At 44.3% G+C, this 20,629-nt stretch carries 18 protein-coding genes and 1 pseudogene; 5 read left to right on the top strand and 14 right to left on the bottom strand.

The annotated features are described in order from the left end of the window. Positions 1 to 13: 13 nt before the first annotated feature. From ONZ52_RS08980 to ONZ52_RS08955, 6 genes and pseudogenes are all read right to left on the bottom strand, one after another. Positions 14 to 742 carry a sulfite exporter TauE/SafE family protein gene (locus tag ONZ52_RS08980; RefSeq protein ID WP_265219377.1) on the bottom strand — a complete coding sequence of 243 codons (729 nt, stop codon included), beginning with the start codon at positions 740 to 742 and terminating at the stop codon, positions 14 to 16. Between the two features lie 145 nt (positions 743 to 887). After that, positions 888 to 2,246, bottom strand: coding sequence for a sigma-54-dependent transcriptional regulator (locus ONZ52_RS08975; RefSeq protein WP_111638879.1), 1,359 nt, complete (start codon positions 2,244 to 2,246; stop codon positions 888 to 890). Beyond that, a pseudogene (locus ONZ52_RS25595) lies at positions 2,246 to 3,489 on the bottom strand (PAS domain-containing sensor histidine kinase). The gene ONZ52_RS08975 and the pseudogene ONZ52_RS25595 overlap by 1 nt, the downstream one beginning before the upstream one ends. Positions 3,490 to 4,592: 1,103 nt before the next feature. Further along, a complete protein-coding gene (epmA, locus tag ONZ52_RS08965) occupies positions 4,593 to 5,570 on the bottom strand; it encodes an EF-P lysine aminoacylase EpmA (protein WP_265218286.1) in 978 nt (325 codons plus the stop codon). A 45-nt stretch (positions 5,571 to 5,615) separates the two neighbouring features. Then, positions 5,616 to 6,257 carry a LysE family translocator gene (locus ONZ52_RS08960; RefSeq protein WP_265218285.1) on the bottom strand — a complete coding sequence of 214 codons (642 nt, stop codon included), beginning with the start codon at positions 6,255 to 6,257 and terminating at the stop codon, positions 5,616 to 5,618. Continuing rightward, positions 6,233 to 7,147 (bottom strand): EamA family transporter, encoded by a 915-nt coding sequence (locus ONZ52_RS08955; protein ID WP_265218284.1) that lies wholly within the window; start codon positions 7,145 to 7,147, stop codon positions 6,233 to 6,235. Before ONZ52_RS08955 ends, ONZ52_RS08960 begins: the two co-directional genes overlap by 25 nt. 208 nt (positions 7,148 to 7,355) lie before the next feature. On the opposite strand from ONZ52_RS08955, the gene ONZ52_RS08950 reads away from it, so the two are divergent. The 3 genes from ONZ52_RS08950 to ONZ52_RS08945 all read left to right on the top strand — a co-directional run bounded on the left by ONZ52_RS08950 (position 7,356) and on the right by ONZ52_RS08945 (position 9,802). Further along, positions 7,356 to 8,780 (top strand): aminotransferase-like domain-containing protein, encoded by a 1,425-nt coding sequence (locus ONZ52_RS08950; RefSeq protein ID WP_265218283.1) that lies wholly within the window; start codon positions 7,356 to 7,358, stop codon positions 8,778 to 8,780. A gap of 105 nt (positions 8,781 to 8,885) precedes the next feature. After that, a complete protein-coding gene (locus tag ONZ52_RS24675; protein WP_321160293.1) occupies positions 8,886 to 9,086 on the top strand; it encodes a hypothetical protein in 201 nt (66 codons plus the stop codon). Positions 9,087 to 9,094: 8 nt separating this feature from the next. Then, positions 9,095 to 9,802 carry an NADP-dependent oxidoreductase gene (locus ONZ52_RS08945; protein WP_321160292.1) on the top strand — a complete coding sequence of 236 codons (708 nt, stop codon included), beginning with the start codon at positions 9,095 to 9,097 and terminating at the stop codon, positions 9,800 to 9,802. 175 nt (positions 9,803 to 9,977) lie between these two features. On the opposite strand, the gene ONZ52_RS08940 is transcribed toward ONZ52_RS08945, so the two are convergent. Further along, positions 9,978 to 10,706 carry an SDR family oxidoreductase gene (locus ONZ52_RS08940; RefSeq protein WP_111607087.1) on the bottom strand — a complete coding sequence of 243 codons (729 nt, stop codon included), beginning with the start codon at positions 10,704 to 10,706 and terminating at the stop codon, positions 9,978 to 9,980. A gap of 254 nt (positions 10,707 to 10,960) precedes the next feature. On the opposite strand from ONZ52_RS08940, the gene ONZ52_RS08935 reads away from it, so the two are divergent. After that, positions 10,961 to 11,398 carry a DoxX family protein gene (locus ONZ52_RS08935; RefSeq protein ID WP_265218282.1) on the top strand — a complete coding sequence of 146 codons (438 nt, stop codon included), beginning with the start codon at positions 10,961 to 10,963 and terminating at the stop codon, positions 11,396 to 11,398. A gap of 127 nt (positions 11,399 to 11,525) precedes the next feature. On the opposite strand, the gene ONZ52_RS08930 is transcribed toward ONZ52_RS08935, so the two are convergent. Both ONZ52_RS08930 and efp read right to left on the bottom strand, forming a co-directional pair. Beyond that, positions 11,526 to 13,196 (bottom strand): diguanylate cyclase, encoded by a 1,671-nt coding sequence (locus ONZ52_RS08930; protein ID WP_265218281.1) that lies wholly within the window; start codon positions 13,194 to 13,196, stop codon positions 11,526 to 11,528. Positions 13,197 to 13,358: 162 nt separating this feature from the next. Next, positions 13,359 to 13,934, bottom strand: coding sequence for an elongation factor P (gene efp, locus ONZ52_RS08925; RefSeq protein ID WP_265218280.1), 576 nt, complete (start codon positions 13,932 to 13,934; stop codon positions 13,359 to 13,361). A 213-nt stretch (positions 13,935 to 14,147) separates the two neighbouring features. Here efp and epmB point away from each other — a divergent pair, with 213 nt between their 5' ends. Further along, complete coding sequence (epmB, locus tag ONZ52_RS08920) at positions 14,148 to 15,164, top strand: EF-P beta-lysylation protein EpmB (protein ID WP_428981174.1); 1,017 nt, start codon at positions 14,148 to 14,150, stop codon at positions 15,162 to 15,164. A gap of 90 nt (positions 15,165 to 15,254) precedes the next feature. Here the strand turns inward: epmB and ONZ52_RS08915 are convergent, their stop codons facing one another. The 5 genes from ONZ52_RS08915 to ONZ52_RS08895 form a co-directional block, all read right to left on the bottom strand. Beyond that, a complete protein-coding gene (locus ONZ52_RS08915) occupies positions 15,255 to 16,205 on the bottom strand; it encodes an SMP-30/gluconolactonase/LRE family protein (RefSeq protein ID WP_265218278.1) in 951 nt (316 codons plus the stop codon). A gap of 4 nt (positions 16,206 to 16,209) precedes the next feature. Beyond that, the gene (locus ONZ52_RS08910; protein WP_265218277.1) at positions 16,210 to 17,502 is read right to left on the bottom strand and encodes a TRAP transporter large permease; all 1,293 of its coding nucleotides are present in this window, start codon (positions 17,500 to 17,502) and stop codon (positions 16,210 to 16,212) included. Next, positions 17,502 to 18,023 (bottom strand): TRAP transporter small permease, encoded by a 522-nt coding sequence (locus ONZ52_RS08905; protein WP_265218276.1) that lies wholly within the window; start codon positions 18,021 to 18,023, stop codon positions 17,502 to 17,504. The genes ONZ52_RS08910 and ONZ52_RS08905 overlap by 1 nt, the downstream gene beginning before the upstream one ends. A gap of 2 nt (positions 18,024 to 18,025) precedes the next feature. Next, positions 18,026 to 18,997: a TRAP transporter substrate-binding protein DctP gene (gene dctP / locus ONZ52_RS08900; protein ID WP_265218275.1), complete on the bottom strand. Its 972-nt coding sequence runs from the start codon at positions 18,995 to 18,997 to the stop codon at positions 18,026 to 18,028. A gap of 123 nt (positions 18,998 to 19,120) precedes the next feature. Further along, positions 19,121 to 20,620 carry a tripartite tricarboxylate transporter permease gene (locus tag ONZ52_RS08895; protein ID WP_265218274.1) on the bottom strand — a complete coding sequence of 500 codons (1,500 nt, stop codon included), beginning with the start codon at positions 20,618 to 20,620 and terminating at the stop codon, positions 19,121 to 19,123. Positions 20,621 to 20,629 lie beyond the last annotated feature (9 nt).

The following is a 20,629-nucleotide window of genomic DNA, read 5'->3' as shown; positions in this document are numbered from 1 at the left end:
AGCACTAAGCTCGTTATATCATTAAGGCAAAGGACTGCCAGATTAACCTTAACGCCATGAGCGTCAACACTAGATTAAAAATACGATGAAAATAACGATCAGGCATGCGTTTTAGTAATTTCAGCCCGATCCAAGTACCCAAAGCGCCACTCAGAATCATACAAGCTAATAGAGGTAACCACGCACCAAGAGGAAAACCAGCAGCTTCAAACACGGCGACCTTTAAAATATGCTGTAACGACATCGCCATGGCAAACGTTGCCACAGTCCGAAAGCGATCCGCGTGAATTTGTTTAACAAACGCTGCGACTAAAGGCCCTGTTGCTCCAGCAAAAAGCGTAATAAAGGTCGTCACACTACCCGCAATCATGCTTCCCCATGTTCCCAACACCATCTTAGGCAACTTAGGTCCCCAACACAGATACAGAATAAATAAGGCAATGGTCAAATACATGATGGCGGCGGGTAACGCTACTAAAACCAAGCTGCCAATAAAAGCTCCCAGCAAGGCACCAGGTAAAAAAGCCCCTATCAGCTTCCAATCAATATGCCGCCAACTCATGGCAGCGCGTCCAGCGTTCGATCCTAACTGCGCGACACCATGCAGAGGAATAATGAATTGCGGTGGCAAGACCTGCGCCATTACCCCTAGTAACATCACCCCACCACCAGCACCAAAGCTCGCCGTAAAAAAAGAGGTCATTCCAGAAACAAGAACAAGAAGAAAAAGATAGGTGGCGATACTTGCTCAAACAATAGCGCAGATAAAGTCATACAATCGGCAAAAAAGTCAGCAAAATGGGGCGGCTGATAGAATAACAAAATGGGCCGTAGAAATCTCAACAAGCCCATTAGTCTTAGTAATATAGACTATACCAAAGCGTCTATTATTGTTTATAAATATCTTTATCCAAACCGTATTTACGCATTTTATCGTAGAGGGTTTTGCGCGGTAGCCCAAGCGCATCCATAGTATCTTTGATGGAGCCTTTTTGACGCAGCAGTTCTTGTTCCAATAAGGTTTTTTCAAAGCGTTCTATCTGTTCTGGTAGCGTCATTACACCAGGATTGTTTTCATTGATAATGATCTGGTCAAACTCAAACGAACCCGCCTCACCCATCAGCACATAACGCTCAGCAAGGTTACGTAGCTCCCGCACATTTCCTGGCCAATCATAACTTAACAAACTGTGCATACGCGCAGCAGACAGTGGTTCCGATTCACGTTTGTATTGCGCAATAGCGACCAGACAGAAATGTTGCCACAACAGAGAAATATCATCTTTGCGCTCCCGTAGAGGAGGAATGTCAACACGCACAACATTAAGCCGGTAATACAAGTCTTCACGAAACGTTCCACTTTCGCTCAGTTGTTTTAAATCCACTTTAGTGGCGGCTAAAATGCGCAGGTCCAGATCAATCGCTGTGTTAGAACCCAAACGCTCTAAGCGACGCTCTTCCAAAACCCGCAATAAACGAATTTGCATAGACATGGGCATGCTTTCAATTTCATCTAAGAAAAGCGTGCCGCCATTAGCATGCTCAAGTTTACCAATACGTTGGGCTTTAGCGTCGGTAAAGGCACCTTTTTCATGACCAAAGAGTTCTGACTCCATAATCGAATCCGGCACAGCACCACAGTTGATTGCCACAAATGTTCGACCTCGACGAGAACTGTGTTCATGAATGTAACGCGCTACCAATTCTTTGCCTGTACCCGTTTCTCCTTGAATCAAAATATCCGCACCGGTATCCGCCACATGCAATAGCGCCTGACGCAAGCGATGTATTCCCGGTGTATTGCCGATAATCCGTGGGCCAGGGGCATTCTGCGCCACCAGTTCTAAACGTAAATTACGGTTTTCTAAAGTTAAGCGACGTTTTTCTGAAGCGCGACGTACCACCTCAAGGAAATCTTCATTGGAAAAGGGCTTTTCAATAAAATCATAAGCGCCATCACGAATAGCACTCACCGCCATGCTAATATCACCGTGACCTGTGATCAAAATAAAAGGGATTTCTGCGTCAATCTTTTTAACTTCTTCAAACAATTCCAAGCCACTTTTGCCCGGCAGGTTAATATCACTAACAATCACGCCAGACCAATCTAAAGACAACCTTTCCACCACACCTTGTGCCGAAGCAAACTCAAGAACTTGAAAATCTTCAAGCTGCAAGGTCTGAGAAATGGCCATACGAACCGCTTGCTCATCATCAATTAAAAGTACTTGCTTGCTGTCCGGCATTAGATTTCCTCTTTACACTCTCTAGGAAGAGACTGGGACGATTGGTGATTAAAACGAGGTAGCCTAACACAAAACTCAGCGCCTCCTGAGTCTCGATTTTTGGCACTAATTTGCCCACCCATTGCTTCAACAATACGTTGGCTAATCGACAAGCCTAATCCCAATCCTAAACCGGACGATTTAGACGTAAAAAGGACTCGAACAGGTGTCGAATCGCCTCATCACTCAAACCGTTACCCGAATCTTGAACGCAAATAACAACTTGGTTTTCCTCGCATGTTTGCTCGATACAAACACATTTTGGGCTGTCCGATGCCTCTAAGATCGCATCAGCGGCATTGGCTAATAAATTCACTAAGACTTGCTCTAAAAAAACCATATCACCATTGACGATAAAGCCCTGATCTTCTGTCACCAACAACTCGATACCCACTTCTTTGTAACGTGGACCCATAATTTTCAATGCGCCCATTATCGCAGTTTGCACAGCAATAGGCCCTTGATGAACATCACCTTTGCGCGCAAAGACTTTAAAACGCGCGATAATATCTCCCATGTGATGACCTAATTGACTAATGTGCTGCAAATTCGTGTGGGCTTGTTCGTATTGACCACGATCTAAAAACTTCAAACCGTTTCCGGCAAAGGCTCGAATCGCCGTCAAAGGCTGGTTCAACTCATGATTTAGCCCGGCACTTAATTGTCCTAATACCGCTAACTTCGCGGTTTGAATCAACTCCCGTTGCGTACCTTTATGCTCTTCTATCTCATGTCGCAATCGAGTATTGGCCCCCTCTAATTCAACAGTACGTTCTTTTACTCGCTCTTCTAATTCTATTCGCGCTTGGGTAATGTCTTGCTCGTACCGTTTACGCTCGGTCATATCATGAAAAGTGACCAAATAACTCAACCGATTTGGTAACTGCATTTTACACAAGGTCATTTCCACAGGAACGGTCTGATCGGAGTAGCATAAATGTCCTTCCCGAGTCAGCACTTTAATACCCAAATCATTAGCAGCATCCCAAAAGTCTACATGAGAAGAGAGTACGGTAGAATCTTGTTCATCAGGTTGAAATAATCTCCCCAGTGGCTGCCCGACTAAGGGAGCTAATGGGCGACCTACTAACTTTTCTACCGCCGGATTAAAAGATTCTATTTTGTGATGTTCATCCAAGGTCACCAAGCCCGCTTGCGTATTTTGGATGACTTCACGAATGTACGCTTGGTTATGGCGTGTCATTTCATTGGCATCGGAACGTTCTCTGAGCATTCGACGACGCAGCATTGCCAGACCAAACAATAAGGCCGTAATAGTGACGCCACCCGCGAAAATCGTCCGCCATAGAGAAATTTCCTCGTTGATAATTTTCAGCGGCGCCAAAATGGATATTTGGAAATCCAACAACCGAATAGGACGACTCATTCTTAAAAAAGATAGCCGCTGCAATTCCTCTTTACCGTCCGTTACGGTGTTTTCCAACACATCAACAATCTGTGACTTTTCATCAAACGGCTTTTGGTAAACGATGGCTAGCTTTTCAATCGACTGTCCAAAGTAACGCTGTGAATCAGCAATACGTTGTAACTCAATGTGGGATAGCTCCCCTAACACTCGATACAGCCAATTAGGACGAGAGCTACTGAACACAATATTGTCGGGATCTAACAGTAAAAACTCGAAGTTTTGGTTGGTAAAACGTTTTTCAAATTGCGTTAAATCTACTTTAACAACTGCAATACCAATGATCGAACTGCCTTCATAAACAGGATAAGAAAAATAATAACCACGACGGTTAGACGTGGTGCCAAGCGCATAATAACGCCCTGGTTTGCCTTGAATAGCGTCTTTAAAATAAGGACGGAAAGAGAAATTGCCGCCAACAAAGCTGGTCTCTTCTCGATAATTCGACGCCGCAATGGTTAAGCCATCTGTGTTTAAAATATAGCTGTCTGAGGCTTCGGTGATGCGGTTGATTTGCTCAAGTTCACGATTAAGCTGATTAATGTCAGATTCCAGGCCATCACGCAGCGCCTTTTTTACCCTATCGTTCGAGGCCAACAGAGTTGGCATGTGCTGATACTTAGCAATGGCACTCTCAAGCACACTAGCAAGCTGATTCAATTGCTCGAAAGAGTCGATACGTAAGGCTTTAATTTGCTGGTTACGTAGAGCTTCGCCACCTTTCCAAATCAACAAAACGACAATCAAAAAAGCACTTAGATAAAGCCAAATTAACTGCTTAGATGAAAAAAGCCATCTCATTCTAAAAGCGTACTGTTCTTTCAAGACTCTCACCTAAAATACCTTATTGTTATTAGCGCTCTCAGCTTGTCGCAACATGATTAGGCTCTCGCGTGAGCAAAGGGCAAGACCTCAGCAATATGTGACTTATGACACATTAACATCAACAAACGATCCACACCTAACGCCACGCCCGCACAATCCGGTAAACCTTTACCTAAAGCCGTAATCAATCGTTCATCAAACTGTCGGGGCGACAAACGCATTTCCTGACGTGTTGCTTTGTCTTCTGCAAAACGTCTTGCCTGCTCTTTAGCATCGGTTAGTTCATGATAGCCATTTGCCAGCTCCATTCCTTGCCAATAAAGTTCAAATCGCGCTGCGACCAACTGCCCTTTTTCATCAAAATGAGTTTTGGCAAGTGCCGCCTGCGAAGCGGGATAACTGTGAATAAAACAAGGGACGTATTTACCAATAGCAGGCTCAACTACACTAGAAAAAAGTAACTCAAGCAAGGTATCGCGATCATCTTCCTGTAAGCCGTATTCTGTGTGTTCATGAGCACATTCTTGTAACTGGAACAATGTCGCGGTGAAAGGATCCAATCCCGTGTGACGTAAAAATGCCATTTGATAACTGAGTCGTTCACAAGTCAACGAAGCATCACCCAATAACACAGACAGCAGATTTTGGATCTCATCCATCAACTGCCAATGATCAAAACCGACTCGGTACCATTCTAACATAGTAAATTCAATGCTGTGGCGGCGGCCGATTTCTTCCGCGCGAAACACCTTCCCTAATTGATAAATAGAACCAGAACCCGCGCACAATAACCGCTTCATCGCGAACTCCGGCGAGGTTTGTAGGTAATAGGTCAGATCTTGACCTTGGGAACGCGTGTGACTGGTTAATACTTCAATGTGTGGATCCGTAATACTGCCCAGAGACAGACACTGAGTATCCACCTCCATCACTTCACGAGAATCGAAAAAAGCGCGAATGGCTTTTAGTAACTGCGCACGCTTTTGCAAAATCGAGAGATCCGCGCTGGGTTGCCACAAAGAAGCGTCGTACATAGAAAAGCACTCTGAAAAATAAAGTACATGATAACAAATACGGTGTTACATATTCACTTTACTCAACAATATTTTAATGCCCGCTGTGCCAAACATCAGCGCGAAGGCAGCATCAAAGCCGCGTTTCATTTTGAAATAGCCTTGGCGAATTCTTGGGTTCGAAAACAACACAGCGTAGCCCAAATTTATGCAGGCACTTTGAATCGTTAATAGGACAATCACAGACAACAAACCTTGGGTGGAAACCGAACTCGGCATTCCCATAGCGAATAGCGATCCTAAAAACAAAATAGCTTTAGGATTGGTTAAATGAATGGCTAAACCACGAAAATAAGCAGCGCGCGAAGACATTGGTTTGGTTTCTAGCGTGGCCAACATTTTGCTCGTATCCGATTTATTCGTCATTGCTGAACGGCAAGATTTGTACGCTAAGAATAATAAATAGACTGCGCCAACATACCGTAAGCTTTCGAATAGCCAGACATTCGCGTACAGCACAGCACCTAAACCAAAGGCCGCTGAACAAGACCAAAATACCGAGCCTGTTAGTATTCCAGATGCCAACGCTAAACCTTGCAATCGCCCTTGATTCATTGATGTCGATGCAATCGACAAGGTCGCAGGCCCAGGACTAGCCATAGCGACAAAAGCACCAATTAATATCAAAACATAGTGGATTTCTTGCATGAATCACCTCTCAGTCTTTTCAAGAAACTCAATTTCGGCATTGCCATTTGCCCCACAAACAACCCCAATAAAATCAACACCGCCGCTATTACCTGACTCGGTTCAATAGGCTCATTGTAAAACCAATAGCCACCTAAGATACCAAACACAGGTACTAATAATGTCATCGGCGCGACACTCGAAACCGAGTATGTCATGATCATTTTATTCCAAAACCAGTAACCCAATAATGTTGTCGGGTAAGCTTGGAACAGCACCGAAAATAACGTCCAAGATGTAAATTGATTCGGCAATTCAGTAATCACGTGTGCACCTTCAGAAATTACTGCCAGAAACAATAGAGGCAAAGGTGCAAACACCATTCCCCAGATGTTAAAAGCAAAAATCGCTTTGGTGTTTGCGCGCTTTACAATCAAGCCATTCACACTCCAAAAAACCGACGCCATCAATACCAACACCAAACCTTTACCTGTCACCGAGCCACCATCAGCTTGCATAATCAAAGCCAATCCAAGTAATGCCAATCCAGCGCCCAGTAGCTTATTGCGAGTAATGGTTTCGTTTAAAAATAGCCAACCCACCAGCAAGCTACTGACAACACTCATATCCAATAACAAAGACGCCATTCCAGCCGAAACACCCGCACCAATTGATAAGGTCGTTAATCCCCATACGCCGACACCAAAAGATAAACCATAAGCGATCAAATAACGCCACGGCGCATCTGGCTTTTTAATAAAAAAGATCAGCGGAAAAACCGCAAAGCTGAATCTTAACGCAGTGAGCACTAAAGGATGAACACTGTTCACACCCAGCTTGATCACACTGAAATTCAATCCCCATAACGCCATCAAGGCAAACAGCAACCCAAAGTCTCGTAGTTTCATCATTCGTTCCTAAATTTTCTAGTAAATTATGCGTATCGCAACATTCCAATAAACACCATGTTTCGATGCGGTAAGCGCTAGTTTCGAGAAGAAGCACCACACTGACTCAACATTGCCGCTAGTATCACTAGGAAACAAAAAAGAACACAGATTCAATTTTTCATAAAAATAAGAGTACAATTTAGAGAAGGGAAACACTTTTGGAGAGGTTATGGCGCTTTACGAAACACTTGCTCAGCATTATATCGACGACATACAAGCACAACGACTGCCTGCCGGAAGTCGTTTGCCAGCGTTACGAACCATGGCAAAGCAGCATCAAGTGAGCATGACAACAGCGACTAAAACCTACGATTACCTGCAGCAAACTGGTTGGATTTATGCGCAGCCTCAGTCTGGCTATTTTGTTGCCAATCAACTCGAAGCCACAACATTCCCCAGCCTAGACATCAGAAGTATTGAACAACGGGACCCAAAACGCTTCGCGCCACTCAATGGCTATAACCCAGCCTCGGCGCTTTTTAGTCCGCTCGGTACCTCAATGATTGCGCCAGAGTTACAACCGAGCGTCGCACTGCAACGCAGCATTAAACGTGTCACCCAAAGAGCCGAAAAACATCTGTTTCAATATCCAGAGACACAAGGCGACAAGGGGTTAAGAAGTGCGCTAGCCGAGCATTTTCGTCATCACAATCTCGCCTTTTCAGCCGCAGACTTTGTCATTACCAATGGCTGTATCGATGCGGTAAGACTGGCGATAGAAAGCGTGACCAAAGAAGGCGACACCATTGCCATTAGTTCGCCCTGTTTTAGTGGTTTACTCGATTTGCTCAGCGCCCTGTCTCGCAACGTAATTGAAATTCCTATTAGTGACCAAGGCTTGGATTTGGACCATCTAGAAACCTTAATGCAAGAAGGATTGATTAAAGCCTCACTGTTTAGCACCTCAAATATGAATCCAACGGGTATGACGCTGCCCGTTGAGCAAAAACAAGCTTTAGCCAAACTCGCTGCACAATACAAAACGCCTATGATAGAAGACGATGTGTATTTCGAATTAAGCCACCAAAAACAGCAAACACTACCCGCCAAATATTGGGACAAGGAAGGTTATGTGATTTGGTGCGGGTCTTTTTCAAAAACCTTAGCGGCAGGCCTGCGACTTGGTTGGTGCATTCCGGGACGATATTTAACGCCTTATCTCAAACAACACGCCTTAACCAGCTTTGGGGTGAACGGGCTGATACAGTCCTGCATGGCGGAGTTTATTAACACTGGCGAATATCGCTCTCATGTGAATAAAATTCGTACGGTTTTGAACCAACACATCCACCATTATCAGCAATGTTTGATTGAGCATTTACCTGAACAAGCCAAAATCAGCGCACCACAAGGCGGTATCGTACTGTGGGTGCAAATCCCCAGCCTAAATGCGGTACAGCTTGAAAAAGAAGCCAATAAACAGGGCATCGACATCCGCAGCGGCGCGTGCTTCAGTACCCATGACTTCTACCACGATTGCTTCCGCATCAACTGCGGTTGGCCGTTGGAAAATACTGGGGATAAACACAGTACTTATCAACAATTGATCAGCTTATGCGAAATAATCAACCGTTTAATAAAAGCAAAGACTTAATAAGATTGGAGCAATTGCACATTTACTCCTTCAATCCTAACCTTTAGTTCAAGAAAAACACCCCAAAACATGGTTCTAACTTGGTTAGGAAAAGGAGTCGTTACAATGTCATATCGTTCCGTAAAATTAATAAAACGCCCTGAATTAGAAATAACACCCGATATCTTTGACATGGTCACTCAAGATATCCCAAGCCCAGCAGCAGGCGAAGTCTTGGTAAAGCTGTCCCATCTTTCTCTCGATCCGGCTATGCGTGGTTGGATGGATCTCCAGATGAAAACAGCTATATTCCACCCGTTAAATTAGGCGATACCATGCGCGCCAGTGGCATAGGTGAAGTGGTTGCCTCCAATAATGAAAAATTCCCCGTTGGTGCTCGTGTCATGGGGCTAATGGGGTTAACAGAATATGCCATTAGTGATGGCAATGGTTTAAACGTCATTCCAAAAGAATTGCCTGCCGAAGCGATTTTATCTGTTATTGCTCTACCCGGCATTACCGCCTATCACGGTGTGTTTGAAGTACTTAAACCAGAAGCGGGGCAAACGCTGATCGTCACTGCCGCGGCAGGATCTGTCGGTTCTCTTGTTGGTCAAATGGCGAAAAACCTTGGTTTAACCGTGGTTGGTGTCGCAGGTTCGGATGAAAAATGCCAATGGTTGACCAAAGAGCTGGGCTTTGATCATGCGATTAATTACAAAGACGCCGATTTTGTCGAACAACTGACCCAAGCCACACCAAATGGCATTGACCTGTTCTTCGAAAACACTGGCGGTGCCGCGCAGGGACCAATTTTTGAACGCATGAATGCCCATGGACGTATTGCCGTATGTGGTATGATTGCAGACTACCAAAAAGCAGAACCAGCGCCTGGACCAAGCTGGGTCGGCATTATTAAACGCCGCTTGTCTATTCAAGGCTTCACCATGCCGGACCATTTCCATCGTATTCCAGAATACGGCCAAGCACTGGGCGCTATGTTAGGCAAAGGCGAATTAAAATATCGAGTCTCATGTGATTGAAGGCATTGAAAGCGCCACCACTGGCATTAACCTGTTATTTGAAGGGAAAAATACCGGCAAATTGATCGTTAAGCTGTAACTTTCTCGCATGCGGTTTCGTAAAAACGAAAAAGGGAATGACCAAGTGGGTCATTCCCTTTTTCTTTTAGATCAGTGTCATAAGCCGAATGGCGAGTTATAGGTCAAATTGCGACGGCAACATCACCACATCCCGAATCGTCACATGACGAGGACGCGTTAACATAAAGATCAAAGCTTCTGCCACATCGCTGGCATCCATCAAGCTGCCTTTCGCTTTCGCCTCTGCAAGTTTCTCTGCTGGCCAATCAGATAATAACGACGTGATCACTGGACCAGGCGATACCGAGCCAACACGAATACCATGCTGACCCACTTGACGACGTACGGTTTGCACGAAGCAATTCATCGCCCACTTCGATGACGCATAAACCGGCTCCCAAGGCGTCGGATAGTGCCCCGCCAAAGAGCTGGTGACTAATATATCGCCCACGCCTCGTTCCATCATATGCGGCAAAACATCACGGACATTTTTCATCACCACGTTAATGTTTAAATTGAGCATACGATCTATCGCATCATTTTCGGCATCAACAAGATCTCCGCCCACATACAAGCCCGCATTAGCGTGAAAAATATCAATGACGTTGGTTTTTGCTAAAATGTTTGGTATCAAGGCTGCGCACGCGGCAGGATCCAATAAATCCACCACTAAGGTCACAACCGCACTGCCATGTTTGTCTTGCAACGCCTTTAGTGCCGACTCATCTCGGTCAACAATAACTACCTGTGCGCCTTCGGCCATCATGGCTTCGGCACTAGCAAGACCGATTCCGGATGCGCCACCCGTCACTACGGCGACTTTCCCTGTTAATGTTTGAGACATGTTTTATCCTGCTTATTGTTATTGAAAGGTATCAACACGCTATCACTCTAACCACGGAAAGTTCTGCTACTTTTTTGCTTATAACTAAACCAAATAGGGAGATTTACCAATAAAAAGCGCATCCGAGGCAGCATTTCAGTGAATGTTCAATTTTTTTGATCAATTACCTCAAAAAGCTCCGTTACTCTATTTCTTTTTTTATATATAGTACACACAACTTAAGCAGAGCATCACTCACACCGAGGTAAATAAATATGGCATCTTTCATTCAAAAAACTACTAACACAACGTCTGGCATCGCTAGCACCATTCTGCGTATTCCCGTAGGTTTAATCCTAATGGCACATGGCGCACAAAAATTGTTTGGGTCTTTTGGCGGTTATGGTTTGGAGGGCACTGGTCAGTGGATGGCCTCTATCGGTTTAGAGCCGGGTTACTTGATGGCACTTTTAGCCGGTAGCGCCGAATTCTTTGGCGGCTTAGCACTCGTTATCGGTTTGCTGGTTCGCCCAGCGGCTGCGGTGGTTGCTTTTACTATGCTTATAGCCATTTTCTCTGTGCATTTTTCAAATGGCTTGTTCATGGCAAACAACGGTTATGAATACGCGTTAACGCTTTTGGTGATCGCTGTATCTTTGCTATTCAGCGGTGCAGGTGCCTTATCAGTTGATAAAGTAATTTCTACTAAATAGTCACTTGCTCAAGAGAGGGGCAAACGCGTCACCTTACCCTTATGTGGATGACCTTTTCCCAAAACAATCAAAACGCCTCGATACAAACATATCGAGGCGTTTTGCCATCAAGTAAGGATGAACAACATCAATAACTAAAAACAACTTTGTTTCGCCCTGTTTCTTTAGCCTTATACAGTGCTGCATCCGCACGATTTAATACTTGCTCATAATGGTCATCATCTGCGCTGTACATGGCAACACCAAAGCTCGCAGTAATGTATAAACCATCTGCCATCTCTGTTTTTTCTATATGTTCGCGCAGTATTTCAGCCATTTTCTGAGCGTTTTCAACATCTGTATTAGGCAGTAAAACGGTAAATTCTTCTCCACCAAATCGTGCAACTATTCCGCTATTATCAACCAAATTTTTCAATACCGCGGCCATTCTCTTAAGTACTTTATCGCCGATAGTGTGTCCATATTGATCATTTATCTTTTTAAAATGGTCCGCATCCACCATGATAATCGCAAATTGGTTACCTGATTCTCGTGCTAATTCATAATGCTTTATCAGTTCTTCGTCTAATGCTAATCGGTTATATACTTGAGTAAGGCGATCCTGACGCACAATTGCCTTTAAAGATTGATTGGTTGCTTCTAATTGCGCCGTTCTAGATTGTACTTTAGCTTCTAAAGTACTGTTCAATTGCAACAGTGTCTGCTCACGATCCAATAACGACAACATCATGTCTTGTAGTGAACGGCTCAAACTGGTGACTTCATGCAACTGATTATCTTCTTGAAAGGTAACATTTTTATCACCTTGTTGAATACGCTTTGCCGTTCCAGCCAATCGCTCCAAAGGAAAACTCAACATCCCAGCTAACCGATACGCCAAAATCATACAAAATAGAGTTGATATAATACCGAGCGTTAGTAATAGCTTATGCAACTCGTTAACCGTTGACATGGCGATAGCGACAGGTTGACGAACCACAATACGCCAGCCCAGATGTGTCGATTCAGGTGAGTCAACAAACGCTGTGCTGGTGAGATAATCTTTTCCATCCTGCCAAATAAGTGATTCAAATTGGCCATCTTTAGGTAATGTTGTAGGAACAGAAATATCACCTAGATGATTGTCTGGATACAAGACATCACCATCATTATTAACAATGTACATGTCAATTTCTTTTGTTTTAGACGCTTCAGTAAAAGAAGAAGACAGCACTTCTTTTGCCCAGAGCCAATTCGCATGGGTGGCCACAACGCCTTCTAATTTACCATCTTCATTGATTACAGGCGCTGAAAAATCCACAAAACGAATGGCTGAACCATCTTCCGGTTTTGGTAACAAACTTTCTAATAATAATGCTTTATGGAGGTCTCCAATAAAAGGACCAGATCGTCCATTGATGAACCAAGGACGTTGACTAACATCCGCCCCTTTCAATAAACCATCACTCGACGCCAATACAACCCCATCGGCATTGGCAAAGCCTATCCAAGCATAATGTTTATAAGAGTTTTTTATTTGGTCAATGGTCTGCTGTAATTCACTCAGGTTGTCACTTTGGTATAAGGAAAGCCGCTTACTAAGCAAAATGATCTCTCGCTCACGCTCTATTAAATTCGCCGTAAGCATGTTCGAAATAGACTGGCTAATGCCAACCAGATACTCGCCACTGGCATTAGAGAGGCGTGTCGACGCCACATAATAAGAAGAGGTAACCAGTACTAAACTGAGAGACAGTAACAATCCTCCCGTTAATATAGTGATTCGACTTCGGAAGGTGTGAATTCTTTGCAACGTCACGCAGAAGCCTCAAAATGAAAATACTTAAGGAACTAAACATTATCAGCTTATTGGTTTATTTTACATAAAACAAAACAATAATATTCTTAACACTCAACATAAAAAAACCTCCGATAGTTTCCCGTCGGAGGTTTTTTTATGTTGATGGCGCTAAATTAGGAATTACTTACCGGTGGCGCGAGAAACGTATTCACCTGTACGCGTATCAATACGCAATACTTCACCAATATTGATAAATAACGGCACTTTTACAACCGCACCGGTTACTAAAGTAGCTGGTTTAGAGCCACCGTTAGCCGTATCGCCTTTGACACCTGGATCCGTTTCTTTTACTTCAAGCTCAATGAAGTTAGGCGCAGACACAGCCAATGGCGCACCGTTGTACAATGTAACAACGTATTTTTCTTGCTCTTTAAGCCATTTCATAGCCTCTCCCACAGCGGTTTCATCCGCCGCGTGTTGTTCGAAAGAACCGTCTACTGCCATGAAGTGCCAGAACTCACCATCGGTGTACAAGTACTCCATATCGGTGTCCATTACATCCGCGGTTTCTAAGCTGTCGCCAGATTTAAAAGTACGTTCCCAAACACGACCGGTTTTTAGGTTACGCAGCTTAATGCGGTTAAAGGCTTGGCCTTTTCCTGGTTTAACGTGTTCGTTGTCAATAATCGCACATGGATCACCGTCGACCATTACTTTAGAACCGCTGCGCATTTCGCTGGTAGAAATATTAGCCATACATCCTCACAGTATATTTTTAGAGAAAAAGCTCTGACTGGCGTATCATGTCAGTCCCAAGATCTCTGCAAACTTCTTTTTAGCATCTTTTCAACGCCCTAATGGGCAATAAAAAGAGAGTTTGCAAAGATCTCTGAGAGCCACTGGCCTAATTGGCCAAAATAAGTTGGCGCAATCATAACCCAAAAGAACATAATTTTGCAGATATTTGACGTGATACCCATTCAAACTAATCAGAATTTAAGCTGGTCCCAACACCTATCACAGGCGCTCACCTCATTACCCGAGCTGGTTGAGCATTTAGGCTTGCCAAAAAGTCTTGCTCAACAAGGCGTAGAGGCACACCAGAGTTTCAAATTATTGGTGCCTCGCCCTTATTTGTCTCGCATGGAATATGGTAATCCTCAGGATCCCCTGCTATTGCAGATTCTACCCAGCGCTGCTGAAATGCAAAAAGTCATCGGATACACGAAAGACCCACTTGAAGAAGCCGATCATAACCCGCAAAAAGCCATCGTGCATAAATACAAGCGTCGCTTGTTAGTCATCACTACAGGGACCTGTGCAGTCAATTGCCGCTATTGCTTCCGTCGTCACTTTCCTTATGGCGACAATCAGTTGGCCCAGGCAGAATGGCAATCGGTCATTGACTACGTCAAACATCACCCTGAAATCAACGAGATCATCCTAAGTGGTGGCGACCCTTTGATGATGAAAGACGCACTGCTCGCTAACAAAGTACGCAAACTCGAAGCTTTGCCGCAAATCAAACGACTGCGTATTCATTCCCGTTTACCTGTGGTGATTCCTGAGCGTGTCTGCACAGAGATGATTGACTGGATTCAAGCCTCTCGGCTCGATATTGTGATGGTGTGGCACATCAATCATGCCAATGAAGTCGACCATGAGCTCACTCTAGCGGCGGCTAAGCTCAAGCAAGCGGGGGTCACCTTACTTAACCAAGGTGTCCTATTAAAAGGCATCAACGACTCAGTAGAAGCCCAAGTGAATCTAAGTGAAACGGTCTTTGCAGCCGGCATTCTGCCCTACTACATGTTCACACTAGACCCTGTAGAAGGTGCAGCGCATTTTGATATCCATATCGAAGATGCCCAGCGACTCATGGGAAAAGTCGCCGCAGAACTACCAGGTTATTTGGTGCCAAGGCTCGCCAAAGAGATCCCATGGAAACCGGGTAAAACCGTATTTGCGCCGACGTTTAATCTTTGATGAAAACCAAACATCACCTACGGGTGGCTCAACTACATGAGCGGCCAATTTGACGGTTATTTGCCCGTACAAATCACACCGCTCACATGATTAACTGCCCATATAACCTGAATACAGGGGGTGTCCTGAAATATTCAACTCTTGTGGAAACTCCACTTTCAGGATAGTTCCTGTATCTGATTCAGTAATAAACAAAGTTCGTAAATCTTTGCCGCCGAAAGCACAGTTAGTCGTCCCCAAACCTTTCGGAGATCGAACAATGGCAATTGGACGACCAAGATTATCGTGAACCCAAACCAAGCCCATGCCAGTTTGACAAACAACGACACCATTTTGTGCTGTCAAAGCTAAACCATCTGGACCTGCCCAGCCACCATTAAACTGCAAAAATAAGCCTGCTTTGTTAACACGACCACTTTCCGACAAAGGTAAACGCCATACAGCATTCGCTCGTGTTACCGCCAAATATAAAACATGACTGTTTACATCTAATACCAAGCCATTTGGACTAGGAGCCGTATCAATTAGACAAGTCAACTCACCTGTATCAGGCTGCCAGCGATATACTCGACCAGTGGGGTCATGCAGTCCCGTCTGGCCTTGATCCGTAAAGTAAAGGGTACCATCAGGGCCAAAGTGCAAATCATTGCAGCCTTTAAAACCTTCAGAATCACAGTCCTTCAAGACAGACTTAACGTCCCCCGTCTTCGGATCAAGTTGCATGATGCCATTCTGAAAATCAGCGATAAAAATGCGGCCATCTTTGTGGATTTTTAAGCCGTTAGGCTGACCATCGTATTCCGCAATTTGCGAAACATTTCCAGCGAGATCTGCCCGCATAATGCGTCCAAACGGAATATCAACAAAATATAAATTTCCATCTCGATCAAATGATGGACCTTCAATGAAACTATCTACCGTAGCACCACGTTTATTACGAGCCGCCCAATAAGAAGTCACATTTGGACGACGTAAGGATTCAGGTAACTGAGTAAAAACTTCGGCATCAAATACCGCGGGTTCTGGAAGAGGATACGTCATGTTATCAACCTGTTGTTAATGAGGGTAAATACAAAGCAATCTCAGGAAACGCCATTAATAGGAAAAGAAACCCTACTATCACAATAAAAAATGGCAGCGTCCCTAGAACGACATCTTCTACTTTTACCTTTTCGGATGAACTGGCGACCACAAACAAGATCACCCCCAATGGTGGCGTGAGCTGCCCCAGCTCTACCAAAATAACAACAAACACACCGAACCAAATAAGGTTAATATCCAATGCGATCAAAGCAGGGAAAATCACGGGTACAATAATCGCTATCATCCCTAGACCTTCCATAAAGCAACCTAAGATAGCAAAGATCACCATAACAATAATGAGAAACGCAATACGTGAAACATCAGCATCTTGTAAGTAGTTCACCAAGGTTTCACCCGCTCCAGACAAGGCTGTGGCGTAAGCAAAAATCATCGAAGTGAAAACGATGAACAGGATATTACCGCTCATTTTGATCGTGCGGGATAGCGCATTCTGCAGCAGAGCAAGATTCAAACGTTTGTATATGCCCGCAATTAACATGGCACCCAAAACGCCTACTGCTCCTGCTTCTGTTGGTGTGGCAATACCACCATAAATACTGCCCAAAACAATAAAGATCAGCATTAAGAACGGCAGCACATCCAGCGCGGCGGTATAAAGCTCTTTAAAAGTTAACGTACTTTTATCAGCTGGCGCAAAGCTTGGATTCATAATGCAACGAATCATAATCAAGCCCATATAAAACACAGCCAACAAAATCCCTGGCAATAAACCTGCGGAAAATAGTTGCGCGATGGATGTTTCAGTAAAGGTTGAATAAATGATCATTGTGATCGAAGGCGGAATCAAAATCCCTAAGGTCCCCCCTGCTGCCAAAGATCCAGAAACCAAACGGACGTTATAGCCACGTGATGACAACTCTGGTAACGCGACAGTTGACATCGCCGCCGCTGTTGGTGCACTACCTCCTGAAATGGCAGCGAATATACCGCTACCAGCAATATTAGTATGCAACAAACCACCGGGTAAGCGACGCACGAATGGCGAAACACCGTTGTAAAGTCGAGAACTTAATCCTGACCCTAATAAGATTTCCGCCATTAAAATAAATAAGGGAATAGCAGCAAGAGTAAAGCTATTCGCAGAATTCCAACTTACTATGCCTAAAGCTTTCCAACCAGCAAAGCCCTTTATTGCCCACAGGTATGCAAGCCCAGCACTGGCAACAGCAAACTGCACCCACATCCCACCAATAATAAGTCCTACAAGAAGACCAAATATTAAAATGCCTTCCATTAGTTATGGCCTTCTTTCATGCGTAACAGAATAAGGAGATGCTCCATTAGGAACACCCCAATGACAATAAAACCTAAAGGTAAAAGCGTTTGTGGTATCCATAAAGGCGTACGCAATACGGTTGGCGCAAACTTCCCACGACCAAAAGAGCTTTCGACTAAGCTAAAGGTTTTCCAAGCCAACACAACACAAATAACAATGGCAACGAGAGTGAATAGCGTGCCAAGCAACCTTCTTAACTTAAGCGGTAAAACATCAAACACCACTTGTACTTGGAATAAAGAATTTGCTCGCACAGCCATTGCCGCCCCAAATAAGGTGAGTGCAACCACTAAATACCCCGTCACTTCTTCAACAAAACCAAGTGAGTAGCCAAATGCCGATCGCAAGAAAACTTCTAATGACACAAAAGTGACTAACGCACACAACATAACGGATGAAAGTACGCCGATGCTTTTACCCAAAAAATTAAAAAGAGGTGCAGCGGGCGCCACACCTTTCAAAGGTTGCTCAGAGTGCATAATTACTTACCAATCGCTTTTAGGACTAATGCCAATGCTTCTTCGTATTCAGGACCATTGTCTTTTGCCCACTCAAACCAGTAAGGGCGAAGTAAATCATTGGCCTTTTTAGCATCGCTCTCAGCAGGCATGGCGATGGTCATACCTTTCGATTGCTGAAAAGCCATTTGTGCTTTTTCATCTTCAATGAATTCAGCTGAGATATTCTCGCCTTCTTCAGAAACAATGGCACGAAGTGTTGCTTGATCTTTCTTATCTAAATCTTCAAACGAATCTATGTTCGCAATGATCATGGAGTTACCATAGTTCACCGCAAAGCGATAATTGTTTGGCAAAAATTCATGCCACTTCTTCGCCCCACCAGCACTGGCCGTTAACACCCCATCAATCACACCACGTTCAAGCGCAGTTGGTACTTCACTACCAGAAAGCGTGATAGGTAAACCACCAAAGGCCTCAACAAAGTGACCTTGCTCAGGGGAAGTTACACGGATTTTATGACCTTTGATGTCACTCAGTTGATTAACCGGAAAAGTGGTAAAAAAGACCTGTTGTGGATAACGGTAGCCCCCTAACAACACAACATCTTGCCGTGCAAAGGCGTCTTCAAGCATAGGTTGCATAGCTGCGTAGGCTTTTTGCCACTCTTGATCATTATTAATTAACATTGGCAGATTCAGTACCCGAGCAATCGGTACGTTACCAGAAAAGAAGAAATCCGCGGCGAAATCAACAATACCGTCACCTACTGCTTGAGTAATATCAGAGGATTTAATTTGCAAGGTTTTACCAAGGTGAATTTTGATATCTACATCACCATTGGTTTCGGCAGCAACGCGCTCACTAATACGGTACATACCTTTCACCGCTGCCGTCGTAGATACTGAAGAATAAGTATAACCAGTCCAACTAGTTGCATGTACGACAACTGTACAAGCCATAATGGCACTGGCAACAATCATTTTTAAAGTCATATAAGTCTCCGTAGCATTTTCGCTCTATTTATTATTGTTAACAAAACTAGGAAAGGTGCTTGACCACTTACTAAAGAAAGGGCTACCTCACTTAGAAGCTAGCCCTTACCAGTTCAATGTTCATTACCCCTTAGATTGACGATTTTTGACAAGACGGCGTTTGATCATAGGGCCAACCACAACCGCAATAGTCATAGCCACCAACACTAAGCTTGTAGTGTTAGCAAATAATGCAGACCATTGCCCCTGACCAATCAACAGAGTTAAGCGTAGGTTTTCTTCAGCAAAGCCACCTAAGATCAAACCCAATACCACAGGAGGTAATGGAAATTTGAACTTGTCCATGACATAGCCAATTAAGCCAAATCCCAACATTAGGTAGACATCGAACATCCGTTCGTTAATCGAATACACTCCGATAAACATCAACACAATGATGATAGATCCCAATACTGGACGAGGAAGTTTTAATAGATGGGAGAAGCTATTGGTTGCTAATGATCCTCCAAGGAAAATCAACAAAATAGCGCCGAACAAGAACTGCCACATAAAACCGAAAACAATATCCGGATTATCGCGGAATAACATTGGTCCAGGTTGCAAACCATGCACTAATAGACCACCGAGCATGACTGCAGCTACTGCAGTACCAGGAATACCTAGCGTTAATGCAGGAATAAGTGCCGATGCCGTATCAGCATTATTCGCCGTTTCAGCTGCGGCAACGCCTTCAGGTTCACCTTGTCCCCACTCGCTTGGATTGTTGCTGGTACGGCGTGCTTCATTGTAAGCCATGAAGGCTGCCATTGAACCGCCAGCACCTGGCAAAATACCAATCCAGATTCCAATGAAAGAGGAACGAAGCCAAGTTTTCCAAAAGCGGAACATCTTCGGCAAGCTACGTAACAAGGACTCTGTTTTTAGCGCTTTACCCGCTTCTTTCGTTTCTAATGGCTGCTCAAGCAAATCTATTACCGGCGGCATAGCATAAAGACCAACCAACAAGATAACCATGTTGATACCATCTAGCAACTCAAGCTGCCCGAAAGTAAAACGGTCTTCACTGGTAATAGGATCAGCCCCCACCATGGAGACAAAAATACCGAAACAAGCACTAATCAAACCTTTTATTGGGCTTTCACCTAGCAAAAAGATAATACTGCATAGACCGAACACAGCGATCCAAAATACTTCTGATGGCCCAAATAGTAATGTGACTTTTGCCAGTGGTGGTGCAAGCAACATCAAAGCTAGAGCACTAGCAATACCACCAATGGCGGAAGAAACTACCGCAACCTGTAAAGCAAAACCGCCACGACCTTGTTGAGCCATAGGGTATCCATCAAAGCTGGTCGCTACCGCAGCAGGTGTGCCTGGTATACGCAGTAATACGGCTGGAATCGCACCACCGTACATAGCACCATTGTAAATACCGGCCATCAATCCCAATGCCACTAATGGATCTAGGCCAAATGTAAAAGGCACCAAAACAGAGATAGCCATCGTTGCACTAAGGCCTGGCATAGCCCCTACAGCAATACCAGATAGCACACCAATAACAACGGCAAAAAAATTATCAAACGTGAGTACGCTCGGAAGAGCTGAAATTAGATCCATATACATAATCTGTCA

The organism is Marinomonas rhodophyticola (assembly GCF_026113935.1).
Taxonomy (GTDB): Bacteria; Pseudomonadota; Gammaproteobacteria; order Pseudomonadales; family Marinomonadaceae; genus Marinomonas; species Marinomonas rhodophyticola.
Note: the sequence above shows the minus strand (reverse complement) of the source record. Positions and strands in the feature narration are given on the sequence as shown.